Source organism: Albidovulum aestuarii, from assembly GCF_029961185.1.
GTDB classification, from domain to species: Bacteria; Pseudomonadota; Alphaproteobacteria; order Rhodobacterales; family Rhodobacteraceae; genus Albidovulum; species Albidovulum aestuarii.
Genome location: NZ_JASBQQ010000011.1, coordinates 1 through 17491 on the forward strand (window position 1 = coordinate 1; position 17491 = coordinate 17491).

Below are 17491 nucleotides of genomic sequence, written 5' to 3' on the forward strand. Positions count from 1 at the left end.
GCCGAACCCTTGATGATCGGAATGTCGTCGCCCGGATATTCGTAGGACGACAGAAGCTCGCGCACTTCCATCTCGACCAGTTCCAGAAGCTCTTCGTCATCCACCTGGTCGACCTTGTTGAGGTAGACGACCATGTAGGGGATGCCGACCTGACGGCCGAGAAGGATGTGCTCGCGCGTCTGCGGCATCGGGCCGTCAGCGGCGTTCACCACGAGGATCGCGCCGTCCATCTGCGCCGCACCGGTGATCATGTTCTTCACATAGTCGGCGTGGCCCGGGCAGTCGACGTGGGCATAGTGACGGTTCGCAGTTTCATATTCCACGTGAGCGGTCGAGATCGTGATCCCCCGCGCCTTCTCTTCCGGCGCCGCGTCAATCTGGTCATAGGCCTTGAAATCGCCGAAATACTTCGTGATCGCAGCCGTCAGCGTCGTCTTGCCGTGGTCAACGTGGCCGATCGTGCCAATGTTCACGTGCGGTTTGTTACGTTCAAACTTTGCCTTTGCCATCATGGCCTCCTGTTCTGGGTTCGGTGCGCTTCCTAGCGCCCTACGGGGTGGTAGGGTGCGCCGCGATGGCGCACCGAGTTATCAAGCGTATTTCTTCTGGATCTCGTCCGAGATGTTCTGCGGCACGGCCTCGTAATGGTCGAACTGCATCGTGAACACCGCGCGGCCCGAAGACATCGAGCGCAGGTTGTTGATGTAGCCGAACATGTTGGCCAGGGGCACCATGCAGTTGATCACGTTGGCATTGCCGCGCGTGTCCTGACCCTGCACCATGCCGCGACGCGACGTGAGATCGCCGATGATGCCACCGGTATATTCCTCCGGCGTCACGACCTCGACCTTCATGATCGGTTCGAGAAGCTTCGCACCGGCCTTCTTCAGACCTTCGCGCATCCCGGCACGCGCCGCGATTTCGAAGGCGAGGACCGACGAGTCGACGTCGTGGAACGCTCCGTCAACAAGTGCCACCTTGAAGTCGATGACCGGGAAGCCCGCGAGCGGACCCGAGTCCATGACCGACTTGATGCCCTTTTCGACGCCCGGAATGTATTCCTTCGGCACCGCACCACCGACGATCCGGCTTTCGAAGGAATAGCCCTCGCCCGGTTCGGTCGGCGAGATGATCATCTTCACCCGCGCGAACTGACCGGTACCGCCGGACTGCTTCTTGTGGGTGTAGTCGATCTCGGCCTCATGGCCGATGGTTTCACGATAAGCCACCTGCGGCGCACCGATATTCGCCTCGACCTTGAATTCCCGCTTCATGCGGTCAACGAGGATGTCGAGGTGAAGTTCGCCCATACCCTTCATGATGGTCTGACCGGACTCAAAGTCGGTCTCGACGCGGAAGGAGGGGTCTTCGGCGGCCAGACGGGCGAGAGCGATGCCCATCTTTTCCTGGTCAGCCTTGGTTTTCGGCTCGACCGCGATCTCGATCACCGGCTCGGGGAAGGTCATGGTTTCCAGAACCACCTGCTTCTGGGCATCCGACAGGGTGTCACCCGTGGTGGTTTCTTTCAGACCCGCCAGCGCGATGATGTCGCCTGCAAAGGCTTCTTCGATTTCCTCGCGGTTGATCGAGTGCATCATCATCATGCGGCCGATACGCTCGCGCTTGCCCTTCGTCGTATTGACGATCTGGTCGCCCTTCTTGAGGACGCCGGAATAGATACGGGTGAAGGTGAGCGAGCCGACAAACGGGTCGTTCATGATCTTGAACGCCAGCGCCGAGAACGGCTGCGCGTCGTCAGCCGAACGGGCCTGATCGCGGGTTTCCGTCTCATCGCCCGGTTTGAAGCCCATATAGGCCGGAACGTCGAGCGGCGACGGCAGGAAGTCGATGACCGAGTTCAGAAGCGGCTGAACGCCCTTGTTCTTGAACGCGGAGCCTGCGGTCACCGGAACGAAGGACAAGGACAGCGTGCCCTTGCGGATCAGCTTGCGCAGGGTCGCCTCATCCGGCTCTTCGCCTTCGAGGTAAGCCATCATCGCGTCGTCGTCCATTTCGACGGCGACTTCGATCAGCTTGCCGCGCCATTCTTCGGCGAGTTCCTGAAGATCGGCGCGGATCGGCTTGCGAACCCAGCTTGCGCCGAGGTCTTCACCTTCCCAGACCCATTCTTCCATCTTGATCAGATCGACGATGCCTTCGAGCTTGTCCTCGGCGCCGATTGGCAGGGCGATCGGGGCGGGGGTCGCACCGGTGCGGTCCTTGATCATCGTCACGCATTTGAAGAAGTCCGCGCCGATCTTGTCCATCTTGTTGACGAAGACGATCCGCGGAACCTTGTAGCGGTCGGCCTGACGCCAGACGGTTTCGGTCTGCGGCTCGACGCCCGCGTTGGCGTCCAGAAGACAGATCGCACCGTCGAGCACCGCCAGCGAACGCTCGACTTCGATGGTGAAGTCGACGTGGCCCGGGGTGTCGATGATGTTGAACCGGTACTTGGTGTCCGAGGTGCCTTCGGCGGTCGGGTCTTCCTGACGCTGCCAGAACGTGGTGGTCGCAGCCGAGGTGATCGTGATGCCACGCTCCTGCTCCTGCTCCATCCAGTCCATGGTCGCGGCGCCGTCATGGACTTCGCCGATCTTGTGGGACTTGCCGGTATAGAAAAGGATCCGCTCGGTCGTCGTGGTTTTACCCGCGTCGATATGAGCCATGATACCGATGTTGCGGTATCGCTGAAGAGGGTAGTCGCGTGCCATCTTTCGCCTTCCTTCCGCTTACCAGCGGTAATGGCTGAACGCTTTGTTCGCGTCGGCCATCTTGTGGGTGTCTTCGCGCTTTTTCACCGCAGTGCCACGACCGTTGACGGCGTCGGCAAGCTCACCGGCCAGACGCTCTTCCATCGTGTTTTCGTTGCGGTTTTTCGCGGCGGTGATGAGCCAGCGGATCGCCAGCGCTTCGCGGCGCTCGGGGCGGACCTCGACCGGCACCTGATAGGTCGCACCGCCAACGCGGCGCGAGCGCACTTCGAGCGAGGGCTTCACGTTGTCGAGCGCTTCGTGGAAGCATTCGATCGGCTGACGCTTCAGCTTGCCTTCGACGCGCTCAAGCGCGTTGTAGACGATCCGCTCGGCGACGGATTTCTTGCCGTCGACCATCAGGTTGTTCATGAATTTGGTCAGAACCTTATCGCCATATTTGGCGTCAGGCAGAACTTCGCGCTTTTCGGCGGCGTGACGACGAGACATCTGGTGATCTCCTTATTTCGGACGCTTCGCGCCGTATTTCGAGCGGCGCTGACGACGATCTTTAACACCCTGGGTATCGAGGACACCGCGCAGGATGTGGTAACGGACGCCCGGAAGGTCTTTCACCCGGCCGCCGCGGATCAGGACAACGGAGTGTTCCTGAAGGTTGTGCTTTTCGCCGGGGATATAGCTGATCACCTCGTAGCCGTTGGTCAGGCGGACCTTGGCCACCTTACGCATAGCCGAGTTCGGCTTCTTCGGCGTCGTGGTGTAGACGCGGGTGCAGACACCGCGCTTCTGCGGGCAGGATTCCAGGTGCTGGGACTTGGACTTCTGCGGCTTTGCTTCCCGGGGCTTCCGGATCAGCTGTTGGATCGTCGGCATTAACTCTCGCCTTTGTTTGCAGCCCGATCAACGATCGCCCGTCAGCGACGTTTCCGGGGGCTTTTCTCACAAGTCGTGCCCTGCGCGTCCGCAAAACACCAAAACCGCAATCGTCCCTTCGCGGGGCGACGCGGTGGAATTCCAGAGGATCGGGGCTATGCGGCCCGGATCATGACCACTTCAGTTCTGATACACGCCCACGCGCAGTACACCCGTGGCCGAGTGGGCGCCGTATAGGGGGAGTCGCGGGGGTTGTCAACAAGGGGCGCTCAGCGTCGTTCCGTCAAAAGCCAGCGGTGCAGTCCCAAAGCAATGGCGAGCACAAAAAGCACGGCAAAGACGGTGTCGGACAGGAAATGCCGCCCGGTCATGACGCGCAGCGCGAGGCCCGCTGCGGGCAGAAATACCGCCACTGCTACACAAGCACGGAACAGGAGGTCGGACAGCACGCGCCGCAGAAGCGGTACGAGGAGCAGGAAGGTGATCGCGAGTGCGACCGCCGCCGACCCTTCGCCGGACACGAAAGAGCAATTGGATGCGCATTGATCTGACGGCAGCCAGGGGGGCGTGAACGTGAGTGTCCCGCCGAACTCCGTCGTATCGGCCGGCCGCGCCCGGCCCCAGTGGTTCTTCAGCACCGCGTTTACCAAAAGTACGGGGCCGAGTAGATAAAGCAGGAAGACGAACCCCGCCGGGCGCGCGCCGAAGCCGGGCAGCGGCCGCCGGATCGCGGCGAGGCCGAGAGCGGCGAGCGACAGCAGAACGGCAGCGATCGACAGGTTCCAGATGAAGTGCCGCAGCGCCTGAACAGAGTCCAGCCGACCCAGCCAGAATCCCTCGCCTTCGCGGTAGAACGCCGCCGACACTGCAAGGTCGAGCCCCGGCCAGATGGCAAAGACAGCGACCGCCACGAGGAAGGCGACGGCAAGCCGGATGGCTGCCTTGCGGTGATCAATTCCCGGCATCTCGGCACCCTTTGGGCAGAAGCCAGGCCCGCAGCGCAAGCCCCGCATGGGCCCCGTTTCCGGTGTCGAACTCCGCCACAGGCGCACCTGCGCAGGCAGGCGCGTCGCCCGCGACCAGAAGCACCCCGGCCGCGTCTGCGGGCAAGGGGAAGGTCTGCTCATAGTAGCTGCGCGGGCGGTCCTTCGGCGTGGGAGCATAGAAGGTCAGCCCTGAACCTTTCCCGGTATGAAAGAGGTCCGCAAGGATGTCGCGGTCGCCTGCAACGATAGATGTGGCCCCCGCCACACCCGCTGCGTCGATGATCTGACGGCTCAGATCGACACGGCCCAGATAGCGGGCCAGCAGCGGCTCGCCTCCGCGTTCGGGGACGGGCGCGATCACCGTCAGGACCGGCAACAGCACCGACAGCGCACCGTTGATGGCGAGCGACCACGGCAAGAGGCGCGGCGCACGATCCAGAAGCACCGCCACGGCGAGAACCGTACCGGCGAAATAGGCGGCGACGCCCCAATTGGCATAGGCTTGTGCAAGGAAGGCCTGAACGCAGACGATTACCACCACGGGCAGCGAGAAAAGGGCGAGCCCCCGGCCCTCAACCGATCCGGGGCGGACATAGCCGAACAGCAGTGCCGCAAAGATAACCGGACCGACAACCGCGAACTGGCTGAAAAAGAACTCGGCCAGACCGGAGGGATTGAGATTGGCGAACCATGACGCATGCTGCACCCAGCCTGCATTATCCACCGTATGCGCAACGGTCGTAAGGTCGTTCGACAGGTTCCAGAGCACATTCGGCAGGATCGCAACGACGAAAGCGATCAACATCGTGGCCCAGACCCGCAAGCCCGGGCGCAACGCCGGAACGAAAACCGCCGCCAGCGCCACACCGATCAGGAAATAGACCGCCGCGTATTTGGCCAGAAATGCAAGGCCGAGGCAAAACCCCGCCACTGCTGCGAACACTACCCGTCCCGTTTCGGCCGCCCGGATATGGAACAGCAGTGCTGTCGCGAAGAATGGCGCCATGATCGTATCGGTCGAGATGAGCACGCTGCCGAGCGCCACCATCGGCAGTGTCGCATAGGTGATCGCGGTCCAGAACGCCGCGCGCCCCGAGAAGAGGCGCGCCGAGACCGCCCCGAGGATCAGCGCCGTCGCCCCGTGGAAGATCGCGCCGGGCAGGCGCACCCAGAACGGTGCATCGCTGCCTGCGAGTTCCGTCACGGCCCGGATCACCCAGGCGATCAGCGGCGGCTTGGAGTAATAGCCGAAATCCAGCCGTTCACCCCAGAGCCAGTACTGGCTTTCATCGACGAACAGGTCGGTCTTGTTGAACCACAGCGCCACGAGCCGCGCGAGCGTGACCGCGCCGACCACGAGGGCCGCGCGCGGCAACCAGTCCGCGCGATCAGCCATTGGCCCGACGGTCTTTGTAGATAAGTCGGAGGTTGCGGGCATAGATGAAGACACCCGTTGACTGACCGAGGATGAAGACGACGTCGCGACGGTAAATCGCGTAAGTCAGCAGGATCAGCCCACCCGCCATCGACAGGTACCAGAAGGACAAGGGCACGACGGATTTCCTCGCCCGTTCCGACGCGATCCACTGGACAAGGAACCGACCGGTGAACATCAGTTGGCCGAAAAGCCCGAAGGCCACCCACCAGAACTCAAGCCAGCCGTCGACATGGAGGACGGCGAACACCTTGTCCATGCCTCAGCCCTTCTTCGCCCCGGGCTCGGTCGGGCGCGACTGTTTGCGGCGACGCAAAAGCCACATCACGCCGACGAGGTCGATCATGCCGACAAAACCGCGCTGGAGATTGGAATAGTTCGACCGCCCTGCCCCACGCGGGCGATGCGAAACATCGACATGCGCGACCTGCCAGCCGTCACGTGTAAAGAGCGCCGGAAGGTAGCGGTGCATGTGGTTGAAGAACGGCAGACGCAGGAAACCGTCGCGACGGAATGCCTTGAGCCCGCAGCCGGTATCGCGGGTACCGTCCTTCAGCGCCCAGGACCGGATTGCATTGGCAAAACGCGAGGCCAGTTTCTTTGACATCGTATCCTGCCGCCCGACCCGCTGTCCGGCCACGATACCGATCGCCTCGGACCCCTCGGCCAGAAGCGGCGCGAAAAGTTTCGGCAGTTCCTCGGGCGGGTTCTGTCCGTCGCCGTCGAGCGTACAGACAATCGACCCGCTGGCCGCGAGAACGCCGCTGTGGACCGCAGCACTCTGCCCACCCGACCGGTCATGGCGAAGCAGCCGGAGATTCGGATGGCTGTCCATGCGGCGGGTCACGACCCCGGCGGTGTCATCCTCGGACCCGTCATCGACGACGATGACTTCGTAGTCCCCATGCGCCGCACAGGCCGCGTCGATCCCGTCGAGCAGCGTCTCGATATTCTCCGCCTCGTTCTTCGCGGGAATGACGATGGAAACCGTAACCATGAGCGCCCCGGAAGTCGGCTTGTGTCAATGTATCTGGTCTGCGTCTGGCGGTCGTACTGCACCGGGCCGCGATTGTAAATGTGCGCGCGGGATACGGTCAGCGCAGCCGCAGGGGTGGCGTTGCGGGTGTCGCGACCACCTGACCAAGTCGGCGTTCGCGGTGGAAGGTGTAGATGCCGGTGGCAATGATGATGCCCGCACCCACAAGGGTGAGCATGTCCGGCAGTTCACCGAACGCGGCCCAACCCAGCGTGATCGCGAAGACCAGCGCGGTGTAGCGGAACGGCGCGACGACCGCGACCTCCCCAACCCGCATCGCCATCACGATGAGCAGATATCCCAGGATCAGGAACGCAGCGGCCGTGCCGATGAGCACCGCGATGCCCGGCCGGACCGGTGCCCAGCCGGCGAACGGCAGGAGACAGGCGGCCGCAACGGTGACCGAGGCGCCGGCAAGGAAGGCGACGCTGATCGATGGCACCTCCGCCGACAGGCGGCGGGTGGAGAGGTCGCGTATGACGACAAATCCGACCGAAGCCAGCCCGACAAGCGCCCAGCGGTCAAATCCTTCGGTGCCGGGCCGTACGATCAACAAGACCCCGGCAAAGCCGATGCCGATCGCGGCCATCCGGCGCCAGCCAACCGGCGCCCTCAACGCAACGGCGGCGGCCAGAGTGACGGCCAGCGGCAGCGCCTGCATGATGGCCGAGAGATTAGCCAGCGGCATATGCCTGAGCGCGGCCAGAAAAGTCAGCGTCGCCGCCACCTCGGCGAAAGATCGCATGATCAGCAGTCGGCCGTCCCCCGGCGGGAACCGAAATCGCAACCGACCCTGCCGCATACCGATCACGACAAGCGCCAGAACCGCGAGCGCGCCGCGCAAAACGATCGCCTGCGCCAGCGGCAGTTCCGCCGTCACCGCCTTCATGCAGCTGTCGTTGATCGTGAAGGCCGCCATGGCGAGGCTCATATAGAGCGCCCCGCGCAGGTTTTCGTTCGCGATCATGCCTGCCCCTGATCCCGCGCGGCCATTGATGCCACCTTCAGCGCTCCTGCAAGTCTGTCGGGCTCAATGCCGAAACGGCGGCGCAGGGTATAGCGCGCCGGGCCGGGTTCCATCGGGTCAGCGAAGTTTCGACTGGTCACGGTGCTGTCGTTCCACCCGTGAACGCCGCGCACGAACATGATCTGATCCTGAAGGCTGAGCGTTGTCATGTGGCGATAGACCAGATGATGCGGGTAATCGAAAACCGATTTATCGTGATCCGGCGGCATGAAAAGTGTCAGCGCCGGGGTCCAGCAGGACGCCGTCACCTTATGCACGCTGACCTCTTCGCCGGTTCCGTTCAGCGCCAGCCCCTTGCAGTGATCGAGCGCGACGAGCGGCTGAAAGGCAAAGGCAGGTGCGGCGAGGGCCTCGAAATCCGACCGCACGCGCCGGACGTAATCGGTGGCGACGGCGTCGTCATCGTCGAGCCTGAACTGGGCGACGATATCGGCGCTCTTGTCGATCCGGTCCAGCATCACCTGGCGCGAAACCTCGCGCAGGCGCCCGGGCGGCAGGAACAGAAGCTCGAACTGCGGCACATCCGCGACAATCTGTTGCAGATGACCGCGCCATGGCTCGGGGTAATCCTCACCCGTTGCGACCACGAGGTGAAAGTCAGGATCGCTCTGCGCCCGGATCGACGGCATGAACACATGTTCGAACCATGCCATCCGGGTCGTCAGGCGCAGCGGATCGTAAAGCTCGCGTCGGCGCTCTTCGAAATCCTGCGACGGCTTCTGAAACCCGTTGGTCACGAGAAGCGAAAAGCGGCACATTCCAAGGACCTGAATTCGCAAGGTTTACCTTTCCGTGCCGGGTCTTCCGCCGAGGTAGGTTCCGGCGGGGGCAGGATGTGGTTGCCCTACCTGGTTGTCAATCGCCCACAAAAAAGCCCCCCGCCAATGGCGGAGGGCCGTTTTTCAGTCAGGCACGCAGACCGTCAGTCGCGGCTTTCGTAGGTTTCCACCAGACCGCTGTCGATATCCATGTCGATCACGTCGTCCAGCACCTCTTCGCTGGGCGCGGCAAGCTGTGCGGCCTGCTCAGCCTCGGCCTTGCGCTGCTCGATGACCGACTGGTCGCGGTCATGGGCGATCTTGCGCACGCGCATGGTCGCGCCACCGGTACCGGCCGGGATCAGGCGGCCGACGATGACGTTTTCCTTCAGGCCGACCAGACGGTCGCGCTTGCCCTGAACCGAAGCCTCGGTCAGGACCCGCGTGGTTTCCTGGAACGACGCCGCCGAGATGAACGACCGGGTCTGGAGCGAGGCCTTGGTGATACCAAGCAGCACCGGCTCGCCCGTGGCGGGGGTGCCGCCGCGCGCGATGACCTTGTCGTTCTCTTCGTCGAACTCCGACTTGTCGATGTGCTCGCCCTTCAGAAGCGTCGAATCCCCGCTGTCGAGAATTTCGATCTTCTGCAGCATCTGGCGGACGATCACCTCGATATGCTTGTCGTTGATCTTCACGCCCTGAAGCCGATAGACGTCCTGCACCTCGTCGATGAGGTAGTCGGCCAAAGCCTCGATCCCCATGATGCGCAGGATGTCATGCGGTGCCGGGTTGCCATCCATGATATAGTCGCCCTTCTGGACATGGTCACCTTCCTGAACCGGAATGTGCTTGCCCTTCGGCACCATGTATTCGACCGGCTGCAAGGACTCGTCGATCGGCTCGATCGTGATACGACGCTTGTTCTTGTAGTCCTTGCCGAAGCGGACATAGCCCTCGATCTCGGCGATGATGGCGTGGTCCTTCGGACGGCGCGCTTCGAAAAGCTCGGCCACGCGGGGAAGACCCCCGGTGATGTCCTTCGTTTTGGCACCTTCGCGCGGGATACGCGCCACCACGTCACCGGCCTTGATGTCCTGCCCGTCCTCGATCGATAGAATGGCATCGACCGACATCTGGTACGTCACCGGATTGCCCGCATCGCTGCGCATCGGTTCGCCTGTCGCCGGATCCATGACGATGATCTCCGGCTTCAGATCGCTGCCCTTGGGCGCGGTGCGCCAGTCGGTCACGATCTTCTGGGTCATACCCGTCGCTTCGTCGGTATCATCGCGCACCGAGATGCCCGAGACGAGATCGACGAACTTCGCCACACCCGCTTTTTCGGCGATGATCGGCAGGGTATAGGGGTCCCACTCAAACAGCTTGGCGCCACGCTTGACAGTCTGACCGTCCTTGACGTGGATCTTCGCACCGTAGCTGACCTTGTGGGCGGCCCGTTCCTGTCCGTTCTCGTCGATGATGGCGATCTGCATGGAGCGGCCCATGACGATATTCTCGCCATTGGCGTTTTCCAGAAGCATCGCGTTGCGGAACTCAACCTTGCCCTCCTGGCTCGCTTCCTGGAAGGACTGCTGACCACCTTGTGCGATGCCACCGATGTGGAAGGTCCGCATCGTCAGCTGAGTGCCAGGTTCGCCGATCGACTGGGCGGCGATGATGCCGACCGCTTCGCCGATATTGACCTGGGTACCACGTGCAAGGTCACGACCGTAGCAGGCCGCGCAGATGCCGTCCTCTGCCTCGCAGGTCAGGGCCGAGCGGATACGGACAGACGCGACGCCCGCGGCTTCCACCGCGTCCGCCTTGCGTTCGTCGATCAGCTCGCCCGCGCGGACGATCACCTCATCCGAACCCGGAACCAGCACGTCATCGGCCGAGGTCCGACCAAGGATGCGCTCGCTCAGCGGCGAGACGACTTCCCCGTCATTGACGGCGGCAGAGGCCGTGATCGCCCGGTCGGTGCCGCAATCCGGCATCCGCACGATGCAATCCTGCGCCACGTCGACGAGACGGCGGGTCAGGTAGCCCGAGTTCGCGGTTTTCAGCGCGGTATCGGCCAGACCCTTCCGGGCACCGTGGGTCGAGTTGAAGTATTCAAGAACGGTCAGACCTTCCTTGAAGTTCGAGATGATCGGCGTTTCGATGATCTCGCCCGACGGCTTGGCCATCAGGCCGCGCATACCGCCAAGCTGCTTCATCTGCGCGGGCGAACCCCGCGCACCGGAATGCGACATCATGTAGACAGAGTTCGGCTCTTTCTCGGCGCCGGCATCGTCTTTGCGCACGGCCGAGATTTCGCCCATCATCGCGTTCGCGACGGCGTCAGAACATTTCGACCAGGCATCGACGACCTTGTTGTACTTCTCACCCTGGGTGATCAGGCCGTCCATATACTGCTGTTCGAATTCCTTCACCTGATCGCGGACCTCGTTGACGATCGTCCACTTCGAATCCGGGATGACCATGTCATCCTTGCCGAAGGAGATGCCCGCCTTGAAGGCTTCGCGGAAGCCCATGCCCATGATCTGGTCGCAGAAGATGACCGACTCTTTCTGGCCGCAGAAGCGGTAGACGGTGTCGATGACGTTCTGCACATCCTTCTTACGCAGAAGACGGTTTACCAGGTCGAACGGCGCCTTGGTGTTCCGCGGCAGAAGTGCACCCAGCCGCACGCGGCCCGGCGTGGTTTCGAACCGCTTCAGAACCTCATTACCTTCCTCGTCGATCTGGGGAATGCGCGCCGTGATTTTGGCGTGCATATGCACCGCACCCGCGTCGAGCGCGTGCTGAACTTCATCGACCGAAGCAAAGACCATGCCTTCGCCCTGCATCCCTTCGCGCATCATCGACACGTAGTAGAGACCCAGAACCATGTCCTGCGACGGAACAATGATCGGCGCGCCGTTGGCGGGCGACAGAACGTTGTTCGTCGACATCATCAGGACGCGCGCTTCCAGCTGCGCTTCCAGCGACAACGGCACGTGAACGGCCATCTGGTCACCGTCGAAATCGGCGTTGAAGGCCGAGCAGACGAGCGGGTGCAGCTGGATCGCCTTGCCTTCGATCAGGACCGGCTCGAACGCCTGGATGCCCAGACGGTGCAGCGTCGGCGCGCGGTTCAGAAGGACCGGGTGTTCGCGGATCACCTCGTCGAGGATATCCCACACTTCCGGACGCTCCTTCTCGACGAGCTTCTTCGCCTGCTTGACGGTCGAGGACAGGCCCTTCGCCTCAAGCCGCGAATAGATGAACGGCTTGAAGAGTTCCAAGGCCATCTTCTTCGGCAGACCACACTGATGCAGCTTCAGTTCCGGGCCGGTCACGATCACCGAACGGCCCGAGAAGTCGACGCGCTTACCCAGAAGGTTCTGGCGGAAGCGGCCCTGCTTGCCCTTCAGCATGTCGGAAAGCGACTTCAGCGGACGCTTGTTGGCGCCCGTGATGACGCGACCGCGACGGCCGTTGTCGAAGAGGGCGTCGACCGATTCCTGCAGCATCCGCTTTTCGTTGCGGACGATGATGTCGGGCGCGCGCAGTTCAATCAACCGCTTCAGACGGTTGTTCCGGTTGATGACCCGGCGATAGAGGTCGTTCAGGTCCGAGGTCGCGAAGCGGCCACCATCCAAGGGCACCAGCGGGCGCAGTTCCGGCGGGATGACCGGAACGACGGTCAGCACCATCCATTCCGGGCGGTTGCCGGATTCGATGAAGTTCTCGACGATCTTCAGCCGCTTGATGATCTTCTTCGGCTTCAGTTCCCCGGTCGCTTCCTTCAGCTCCTCGCGAAGCTGCTCGGCGGTCGCCTCAAGGTCGATCGCGGCCAGCATTTCGCGGATCGCTTCCGCGCCGATATTGGCGGTGAAGGCGTCGGCGCCATACTGGTCCTGCGCGTCAAGATACTCTTCTTCGGTCAGAAGCTGACCGTAGGAAAGGTCGGTCAGACCCGGCTCGATCACGACGTAGTTTTCGAAATAGAGAATGCGCTCAAGATCGCGCAGCGTCATGTCGAGCATGAGGCCGATGCGGCTCGGCAGCGACTTCAGGAACCAGATGTGGGCAACGGGGGCGGCCAGTTCGATGTGACCCATCCGCTCGCGCCGCACCTTCTGGAGCGTCACTTCGACACCGCATTTCTCGCAGACGACGCCGCGATACTTCATGCGCTTGTACTTGCCGCAGAGGCATTCGTAGTCTTTGATCGGCCCGAAGATACGGGCACAGAAGAGACCGTCGCGCTCCGGCTTGAACGTCCGGTAGTTGATGGTCTCGGGCTTTTTGATCTCACCGAAAGACCACGACAGGATTCGCTCGGGCGAAGCGAGCGAGATCTTGATCTCGTCGAACTGCTTCGGCGGGGTCAGCGGGTTGAACGGGTTGGTTGAGAGTTCCTGGTTCATCTTGCGTCCTTCATATCAGGGGATGGGTAAGCGGGGGCGCGAACGCCCTCACTCCTCCTCCGCATCCAGGAGTTCCATGTTAAGGCCGAGGCCCCGCACTTCCTTGACGAGAACGTTGAACGATTCCGGCACGCCGGCTTCGAAATTGTCCTCGCCCTTGACGATGCTTTCGTAGACTTTTGTCCGGCCCGCCACGTCGTCCGACTTGACGGTCAGCATCTCCTGCAGGGTGTAGGCGGCGCCGTAAGCTTCCAGCGCCCAGACCTCCATTTCCCCGAAACGCTGGCCGCCGAACTGGGCCTTACCGCCCAGAGGCTGCTGCGTGACGAGGCTGTAGGGCCCGGTCGAACGCGCGTGGATCTTGTCATCGACAAGGTGGTGAAGCTTGAGAAGATACTTCACACCCACGGTGACCTTCCGGGCGAACTTTTCACCGGTGCGGCCGTCGAAGAGGTCCGACTGGCCAGACTGGTCAAAGCCCGCGCGCGTCAGCGCGTCATTGACGTCTGCTTCCTTGGCGCCGTCGAAGACCGGCGTCGCGATCGGCACACCGCGTGTGACCGTCCCGGCCCGCTCCAGAAGCGTGTCCTCGTCGAGCGCGGCGAAAGCCTCGTCATAGGCCTCGTCGCCGTAACCGATCCGCAGCGCGTCGCGGACAGGGGTCATGTCGCCGGTGCGGCGATAGTCCTGCAACGCCTCGTCGATCTTCAGACCGAGCGAACGCGCCGCCCACCCCATATGGGTTTCAAGGATCTGACCGACGTTCATCCGGCTCGGCACGCCCAAGGGATTCAGCACCATGTCGACCGGGGTCCCGTCGCCAAGGAAGGGCATATCCTCCATCGGAACGACTTTGGAGACGACACCCTTGTTGCCGTGACGGCCGGCCATCTTGTCGCCCGGCTGCAGCTTGCGCTTCACCGCGACGAAAACCTTGACCATCTTCATGACGCCCGGCGGCAGATCGTCGCCACGACGGACCTTCTCGACCTTGTCCTCGAACCGGTGCTCAAGGGCGCGTTTCTGCGCCTCGAACTGGGCGTTGAGGGCCTCGACGTTCTGGGCATCTGCCTCTTCGCCGAGGGCAAGTTGCCACCACTGGCCGCGCGACAGGCTCTCCAGCAGTTCCTCGTCGATCTTGGCGTTCGGCTTGATGCCTTTCGGGCCTTTGACGGCCGTCTTGCCGAGGATCATGGACTTCAGACGCGCATAGATGTTGCGCTCAAGGATCGCCTGTTCGTCGTCGCGGTCACGCGCCAGACGTTCGACTTCCTCACGCTCGATCTGCAGCGCGCGTTCGTCCTTGTCCACACCGTGACGGTTGAAGACCCGCACTTCCACGACGGTACCAAAATCGCCCGGCGGCAGACGCAGCGAGGTGTCGCGCACGTCCGAGGCCTTTTCACCGAAGATGGCGCGCAGAAGCTTTTCTTCCGGCGTCATCGGGCTTTCGCCCTTCGGTGTGATTTTGCCCACGAGGATATCGGCCGGCCCCACTTCGGCGCCGATATAGACGATGCCCGCCTCGTCGAGGTTGCGAAGCGCTTCCTCGCCGACGTTCGGAATATCGCGGGTGATCTCTTCAGGCCCGAGCTTGGTGTCACGGGCGGCGACTTCGTATTCCTCGATATGGATCGAGGTGAAGACGTCGTCGCGCACGATGCGCTCGGAGATCAGGATTGAGTCCTCGTAGTTGTAACCGTTCCACGGCATGAAGGCGACGATGACGTTCTTGCCGAGCGCCAGTTCCCCCATATCCGTCGACGGGCCATCGGCGATGACCTCGTTCTTGGTGACCTTGTCACCCACCTTCACCAGCGGACGCTGGTTGATGCAGGTGTTCTGGTTCGACCGCTGGAACTTGCGCAGACGGTAGATATCGACGCCGGCATCGCCGACCTCAAGATCCTCGGTCGCACGCACAACGATACGGGTCGCATCGACCTGGTCGATGATGCCGCCGCGCTTGGCCATGATCGCCGCACCCGAATCCTCGGCCACGACGGCCTCGATCCCCGTGCCGACGAAAGGCGCATCCGCCTGCAGAAGCGGCACGGCCTGACGTTGCATGTTCGAGCCCATCAGCGCGCGGTTCGCGTCGTCGTTCTCAAGGAACGGGATCAGCGAGGCCGCGACCGAAACCAGCTGTTTCGGGCTGACGTCGATCAGGTCGACCACATCGGGCGGATTCAGCATGAATTCGCCCGACTGACGGGTCGAGACGAGGTCATTTTTGAACTTGCCGTTCTCATCAAGCTGCGCGTTGGCCTGCGCGACCGTGTGGCGCATCTCTTCGGTGGCGGACATGTACTGCACTTCGTCCGTCACCTGACCGTCCTTCACCTTGCGGTAGGGGGTCTCGATGAAGCCGTACTTATTGACGCGGGCGAATGTCGCCAGCGAGTTGATCAGGCCGATATTCGGGCCTTCCGGTGTTTCAATGGGGCACATCCGGCCATAGTGGGTCGGGTGAACGTCGCGGACCTCGAAGCCTGCGCGTTCGCGCGTCAGACCGCCCGGCCCAAGCGCCGAGAGACGGCGCTTGTGGGTGACTTCCGACAGCGGGTTGGTCTGGTCCATGAACTGCGAGAGCTGCGAGGAGCCGAAGAATTCGCGCACCGCGGCCGCGGCCGGTTTTGCGTTGATCAGGTCCTGCGGCATCACCGTGTCGATCTCGACCGAGGACATACGCTCCTTGATCGCGCGCTCCATGCGCAGAAGGCCGACGCGGTACTGGTTCTCCATCAACTCGCCGACCGAACGCACCCGGCGGTTGCCGAGATGGTCGATATCGTCGATTTCGCCCTTGCCGTCGCGCAGTTCCACCAGCGCCTTGATGCACGAGGTGATATCGCCCCGGTCCAGCGTGCGCTGGGTATCGGGCCGGTCGAGGTCGAGCCGCATGTTCATCTTGACCCGGCCAACGGCGGAAAGGTCATAACGCTCCTTGTCGAAGAAGAGCGTGTCGAAGAGCGCCGAGGCGGCCTCGACCGTGGGCGGCTCGCCCGGACGCATGACGCGGTAGATATCCATGAGCGCGGTATCGCGGTTCATGTTCTTGTCCGCCGCCATCGTATTGCGGATGTAGGGGCCGACATTGACGTTATCGATGTCGAGGATCGGGATCGAGGTGATGCCGTTATCCAGCAGCACCTTCAGCGTGCCGCCGGAGATCTCGCCATCCTTGTCGATGGTCTGGGTCAGCTCGTCGCCGGCCTCGACGTAGATCGCGCCGGTGTCCTCGTTGATGATGTCCTTGGCGACGAAACGGCCGAGGATATGGTCGAAGGGCACCAGAAGCTCCGTGATCTTGCCCTCGTCGATCCATTTCTTGACCATGCGCGGCGTGGCCTTCTCGCCCGCCTTGCAGATCACTTCGCCCGTGGCCGCATCCACGAGGTCATAGGTCGGACGCGTGCCGCGCACGCGCTCGGGGAAGAACCGGGTCACCCAGCCCTTGTTCTTCTTCAGCTTGAAATCGACCGTGTTGTAATAGGCATCCATGATGCCTTCCTGGTCGAGGCCAAGCGCATAAAGCAGCGTCGTCACCGGCAGCTTCCGGCGGCGGTCGATGCGGGCAAAGACGATGTCCTTGGCGTCAAACTCGAAGTCGAGCCAGGAGCCGCGGTAGGGAATGATCCGGCAGGCGAAGAGAAGCTTGCCCGAGGAATGGGTCTTGCCCTTGTCATGATCGAAGAAGACGCCGGGCGAACGGTGCATCTGGGAAACGATGACGCGCTCGGTGCCGTTGACGATGAAGGTGCCGTTGGGCGTCATCAGGGGCATGTCGCCCATATAGACGTCCTGTTCCTTGATGTCCTTCACGGACTTCGCGCCGGTATCCTCATCGACATCAAAGACGATCAGGCGCAGCGTCACCTTCAGGGGCGCCGCATAGGTCATGTCGCGGGTCTGGCATTCCTCGACATCGTATTTCGGCTTCTCAAGTTCGTATTTCACGAACTCCAGAATGGCGTTCTCGTTGAAATCCTTGATCGGGAAAACCGACTGGAAGACCCCTTTGATGCCCTCGCCGTCAAGCGGCTGCGGCTGGTCGCCGGATTTCAGAAAGAGGTCATAGGAAGATTTCTGAACCTCGATGAGGTTCGGCATCTCTAGGACTTCGCGGATTTTGCCGAAGTATCTGCGGATACGCTTCTGGCCAACGGTCGCTTGCGCCATGCTCGTCGTCACCTTTCGTCTCTTCGCGGGTGCGGTACCGTCGGGGACACGGGACCACGCCG

The 17491-nt window shown here is 62.4% G+C and carries 12 protein-coding genes; all 12 read right to left on the reverse strand.

What is annotated here, in order from left to right:
• Positions 1 to 509 (reverse strand): GTP-binding protein (locus tag QKW60_RS19005; protein WP_282371052.1); only part of this gene is annotated, 509 nt, incomplete at its 3' end.
• Between the two features lie 81 nt (positions 510 to 590).
• Positions 591 to 2714, reverse strand: coding sequence for an elongation factor G (gene fusA / locus QKW60_RS19010; protein WP_282371053.1), 2124 nt, complete (start codon positions 2712 to 2714; stop codon positions 591 to 593).
• An 18-nt stretch (positions 2715 to 2732) separates the two neighbouring features.
• A complete protein-coding gene (gene rpsG / locus QKW60_RS19015) occupies positions 2733 to 3203 on the reverse strand; it encodes a 30S ribosomal protein S7 (protein ID WP_282371054.1) in 471 nt (156 codons plus the stop codon).
• A gap of 12 nt (positions 3204 to 3215) precedes the next feature.
• Positions 3216 to 3587: a 30S ribosomal protein S12 gene (gene rpsL / locus QKW60_RS19020; protein WP_108855081.1), complete on the reverse strand. Its 372-nt coding sequence runs from the start codon at positions 3585 to 3587 to the stop codon at positions 3216 to 3218.
• A 269-nt stretch (positions 3588 to 3856) separates the two neighbouring features.
• Entirely contained in the window at positions 3857 to 4552 is a 696-nt protein-coding gene (locus QKW60_RS19025; RefSeq protein ID WP_282371056.1) for a phosphatase PAP2 family protein, read from the reverse strand.
• The gene (locus QKW60_RS19030) at positions 4539 to 5969 is read right to left on the reverse strand and encodes an ArnT family glycosyltransferase (RefSeq protein ID WP_282371058.1); all 1431 of its coding nucleotides are present in this window, start codon (positions 5967 to 5969) and stop codon (positions 4539 to 4541) included. Before QKW60_RS19030 ends, QKW60_RS19025 begins: the two co-directional genes overlap by 14 nt.
• Entirely contained in the window at positions 5962 to 6267 is a 306-nt protein-coding gene (locus tag QKW60_RS19035) for a lipid-A-disaccharide synthase N-terminal domain-containing protein (RefSeq protein WP_282371060.1), read from the reverse strand. Before QKW60_RS19035 ends, QKW60_RS19030 begins: the two co-directional genes overlap by 8 nt.
• Before the next feature lie 3 nt (positions 6268 to 6270).
• The gene (locus tag QKW60_RS19040; RefSeq protein WP_282371062.1) at positions 6271 to 7005 is read right to left on the reverse strand and encodes a glycosyltransferase family 2 protein; all 735 of its coding nucleotides are present in this window, start codon (positions 7003 to 7005) and stop codon (positions 6271 to 6273) included.
• A gap of 97 nt (positions 7006 to 7102) precedes the next feature.
• Positions 7103 to 8011: a DMT family transporter gene (locus tag QKW60_RS19045; RefSeq protein WP_282371064.1), complete on the reverse strand. Its 909-nt coding sequence runs from the start codon at positions 8009 to 8011 to the stop codon at positions 7103 to 7105.
• Positions 8008 to 8829, reverse strand: coding sequence for a glycosyltransferase (locus QKW60_RS19050; RefSeq protein WP_282371065.1), 822 nt, complete (start codon positions 8827 to 8829; stop codon positions 8008 to 8010). The genes QKW60_RS19045 and QKW60_RS19050 overlap by 4 nt, the downstream gene beginning before the upstream one ends.
• A 164-nt stretch (positions 8830 to 8993) precedes the next feature.
• On the reverse strand, positions 8994 to 13247 hold the full coding sequence (gene rpoC, locus QKW60_RS19055) for a DNA-directed RNA polymerase subunit beta' (protein ID WP_282371066.1): 4254 nt from the start codon (positions 13245 to 13247) through the stop codon (positions 8994 to 8996).
• A gap of 48 nt (positions 13248 to 13295) precedes the next feature.
• Complete coding sequence (gene rpoB, locus QKW60_RS19060; RefSeq protein ID WP_282371214.1) at positions 13296 to 17429, reverse strand: DNA-directed RNA polymerase subunit beta; 4134 nt, start codon at positions 17427 to 17429, stop codon at positions 13296 to 13298.
• Positions 17430 to 17491 lie beyond the last annotated feature (62 nt).

Coding starts and splice junctions, on each gene's coding strand:
- fusA (WP_282371053.1), bottom strand. CDS start 2,714: ATGGCACGCGACTACCCTCTTCAGCGATACCGCAACATCGGTATCATG.
- rpsG (WP_282371054.1), bottom strand. CDS start 3,203: ATGTCTCGTCGTCACGCCGCCGAAAAGCGCGAAGTTCTGCCTGACGCC.
- rpsL (WP_108855081.1), bottom strand. CDS start 3,587: ATGCCGACGATCCAACAGCTGATCCGGAAGCCCCGGGAAGCAAAGCCG.
- QKW60_RS19025 (WP_282371056.1), bottom strand. CDS start 4,552: ATGCCGGGAATTGATCACCGCAAGGCAGCCATCCGGCTTGCCGTCGCC.
- QKW60_RS19030 (WP_282371058.1), bottom strand. CDS start 5,969: ATGGCTGATCGCGCGGACTGGTTGCCGCGCGCGGCCCTCGTGGTCGGC.
- QKW60_RS19035 (WP_282371060.1), bottom strand. CDS start 6,267: ATGGACAAGGTGTTCGCCGTCCTCCATGTCGACGGCTGGCTTGAGTTC.
- QKW60_RS19040 (WP_282371062.1), bottom strand. CDS start 7,005: ATGGTTACGGTTTCCATCGTCATTCCCGCGAAGAACGAGGCGGAGAAT.
- QKW60_RS19045 (WP_282371064.1), bottom strand. CDS start 8,011: ATGATCGCGAACGAAAACCTGCGCGGGGCGCTCTATATGAGCCTCGCC.
- QKW60_RS19050 (WP_282371065.1), bottom strand. CDS start 8,829: ATGTGCCGCTTTTCGCTTCTCGTGACCAACGGGTTTCAGAAGCCGTCG.
- rpoC (WP_282371066.1), bottom strand. CDS start 13,247: ATGAACCAGGAACTCTCAACCAACCCGTTCAACCCGCTGACCCCGCCG.
- rpoB (WP_282371214.1), bottom strand. CDS start 17,429: ATGGCGCAAGCGACCGTTGGCCAGAAGCGTATCCGCAGATACTTCGGC.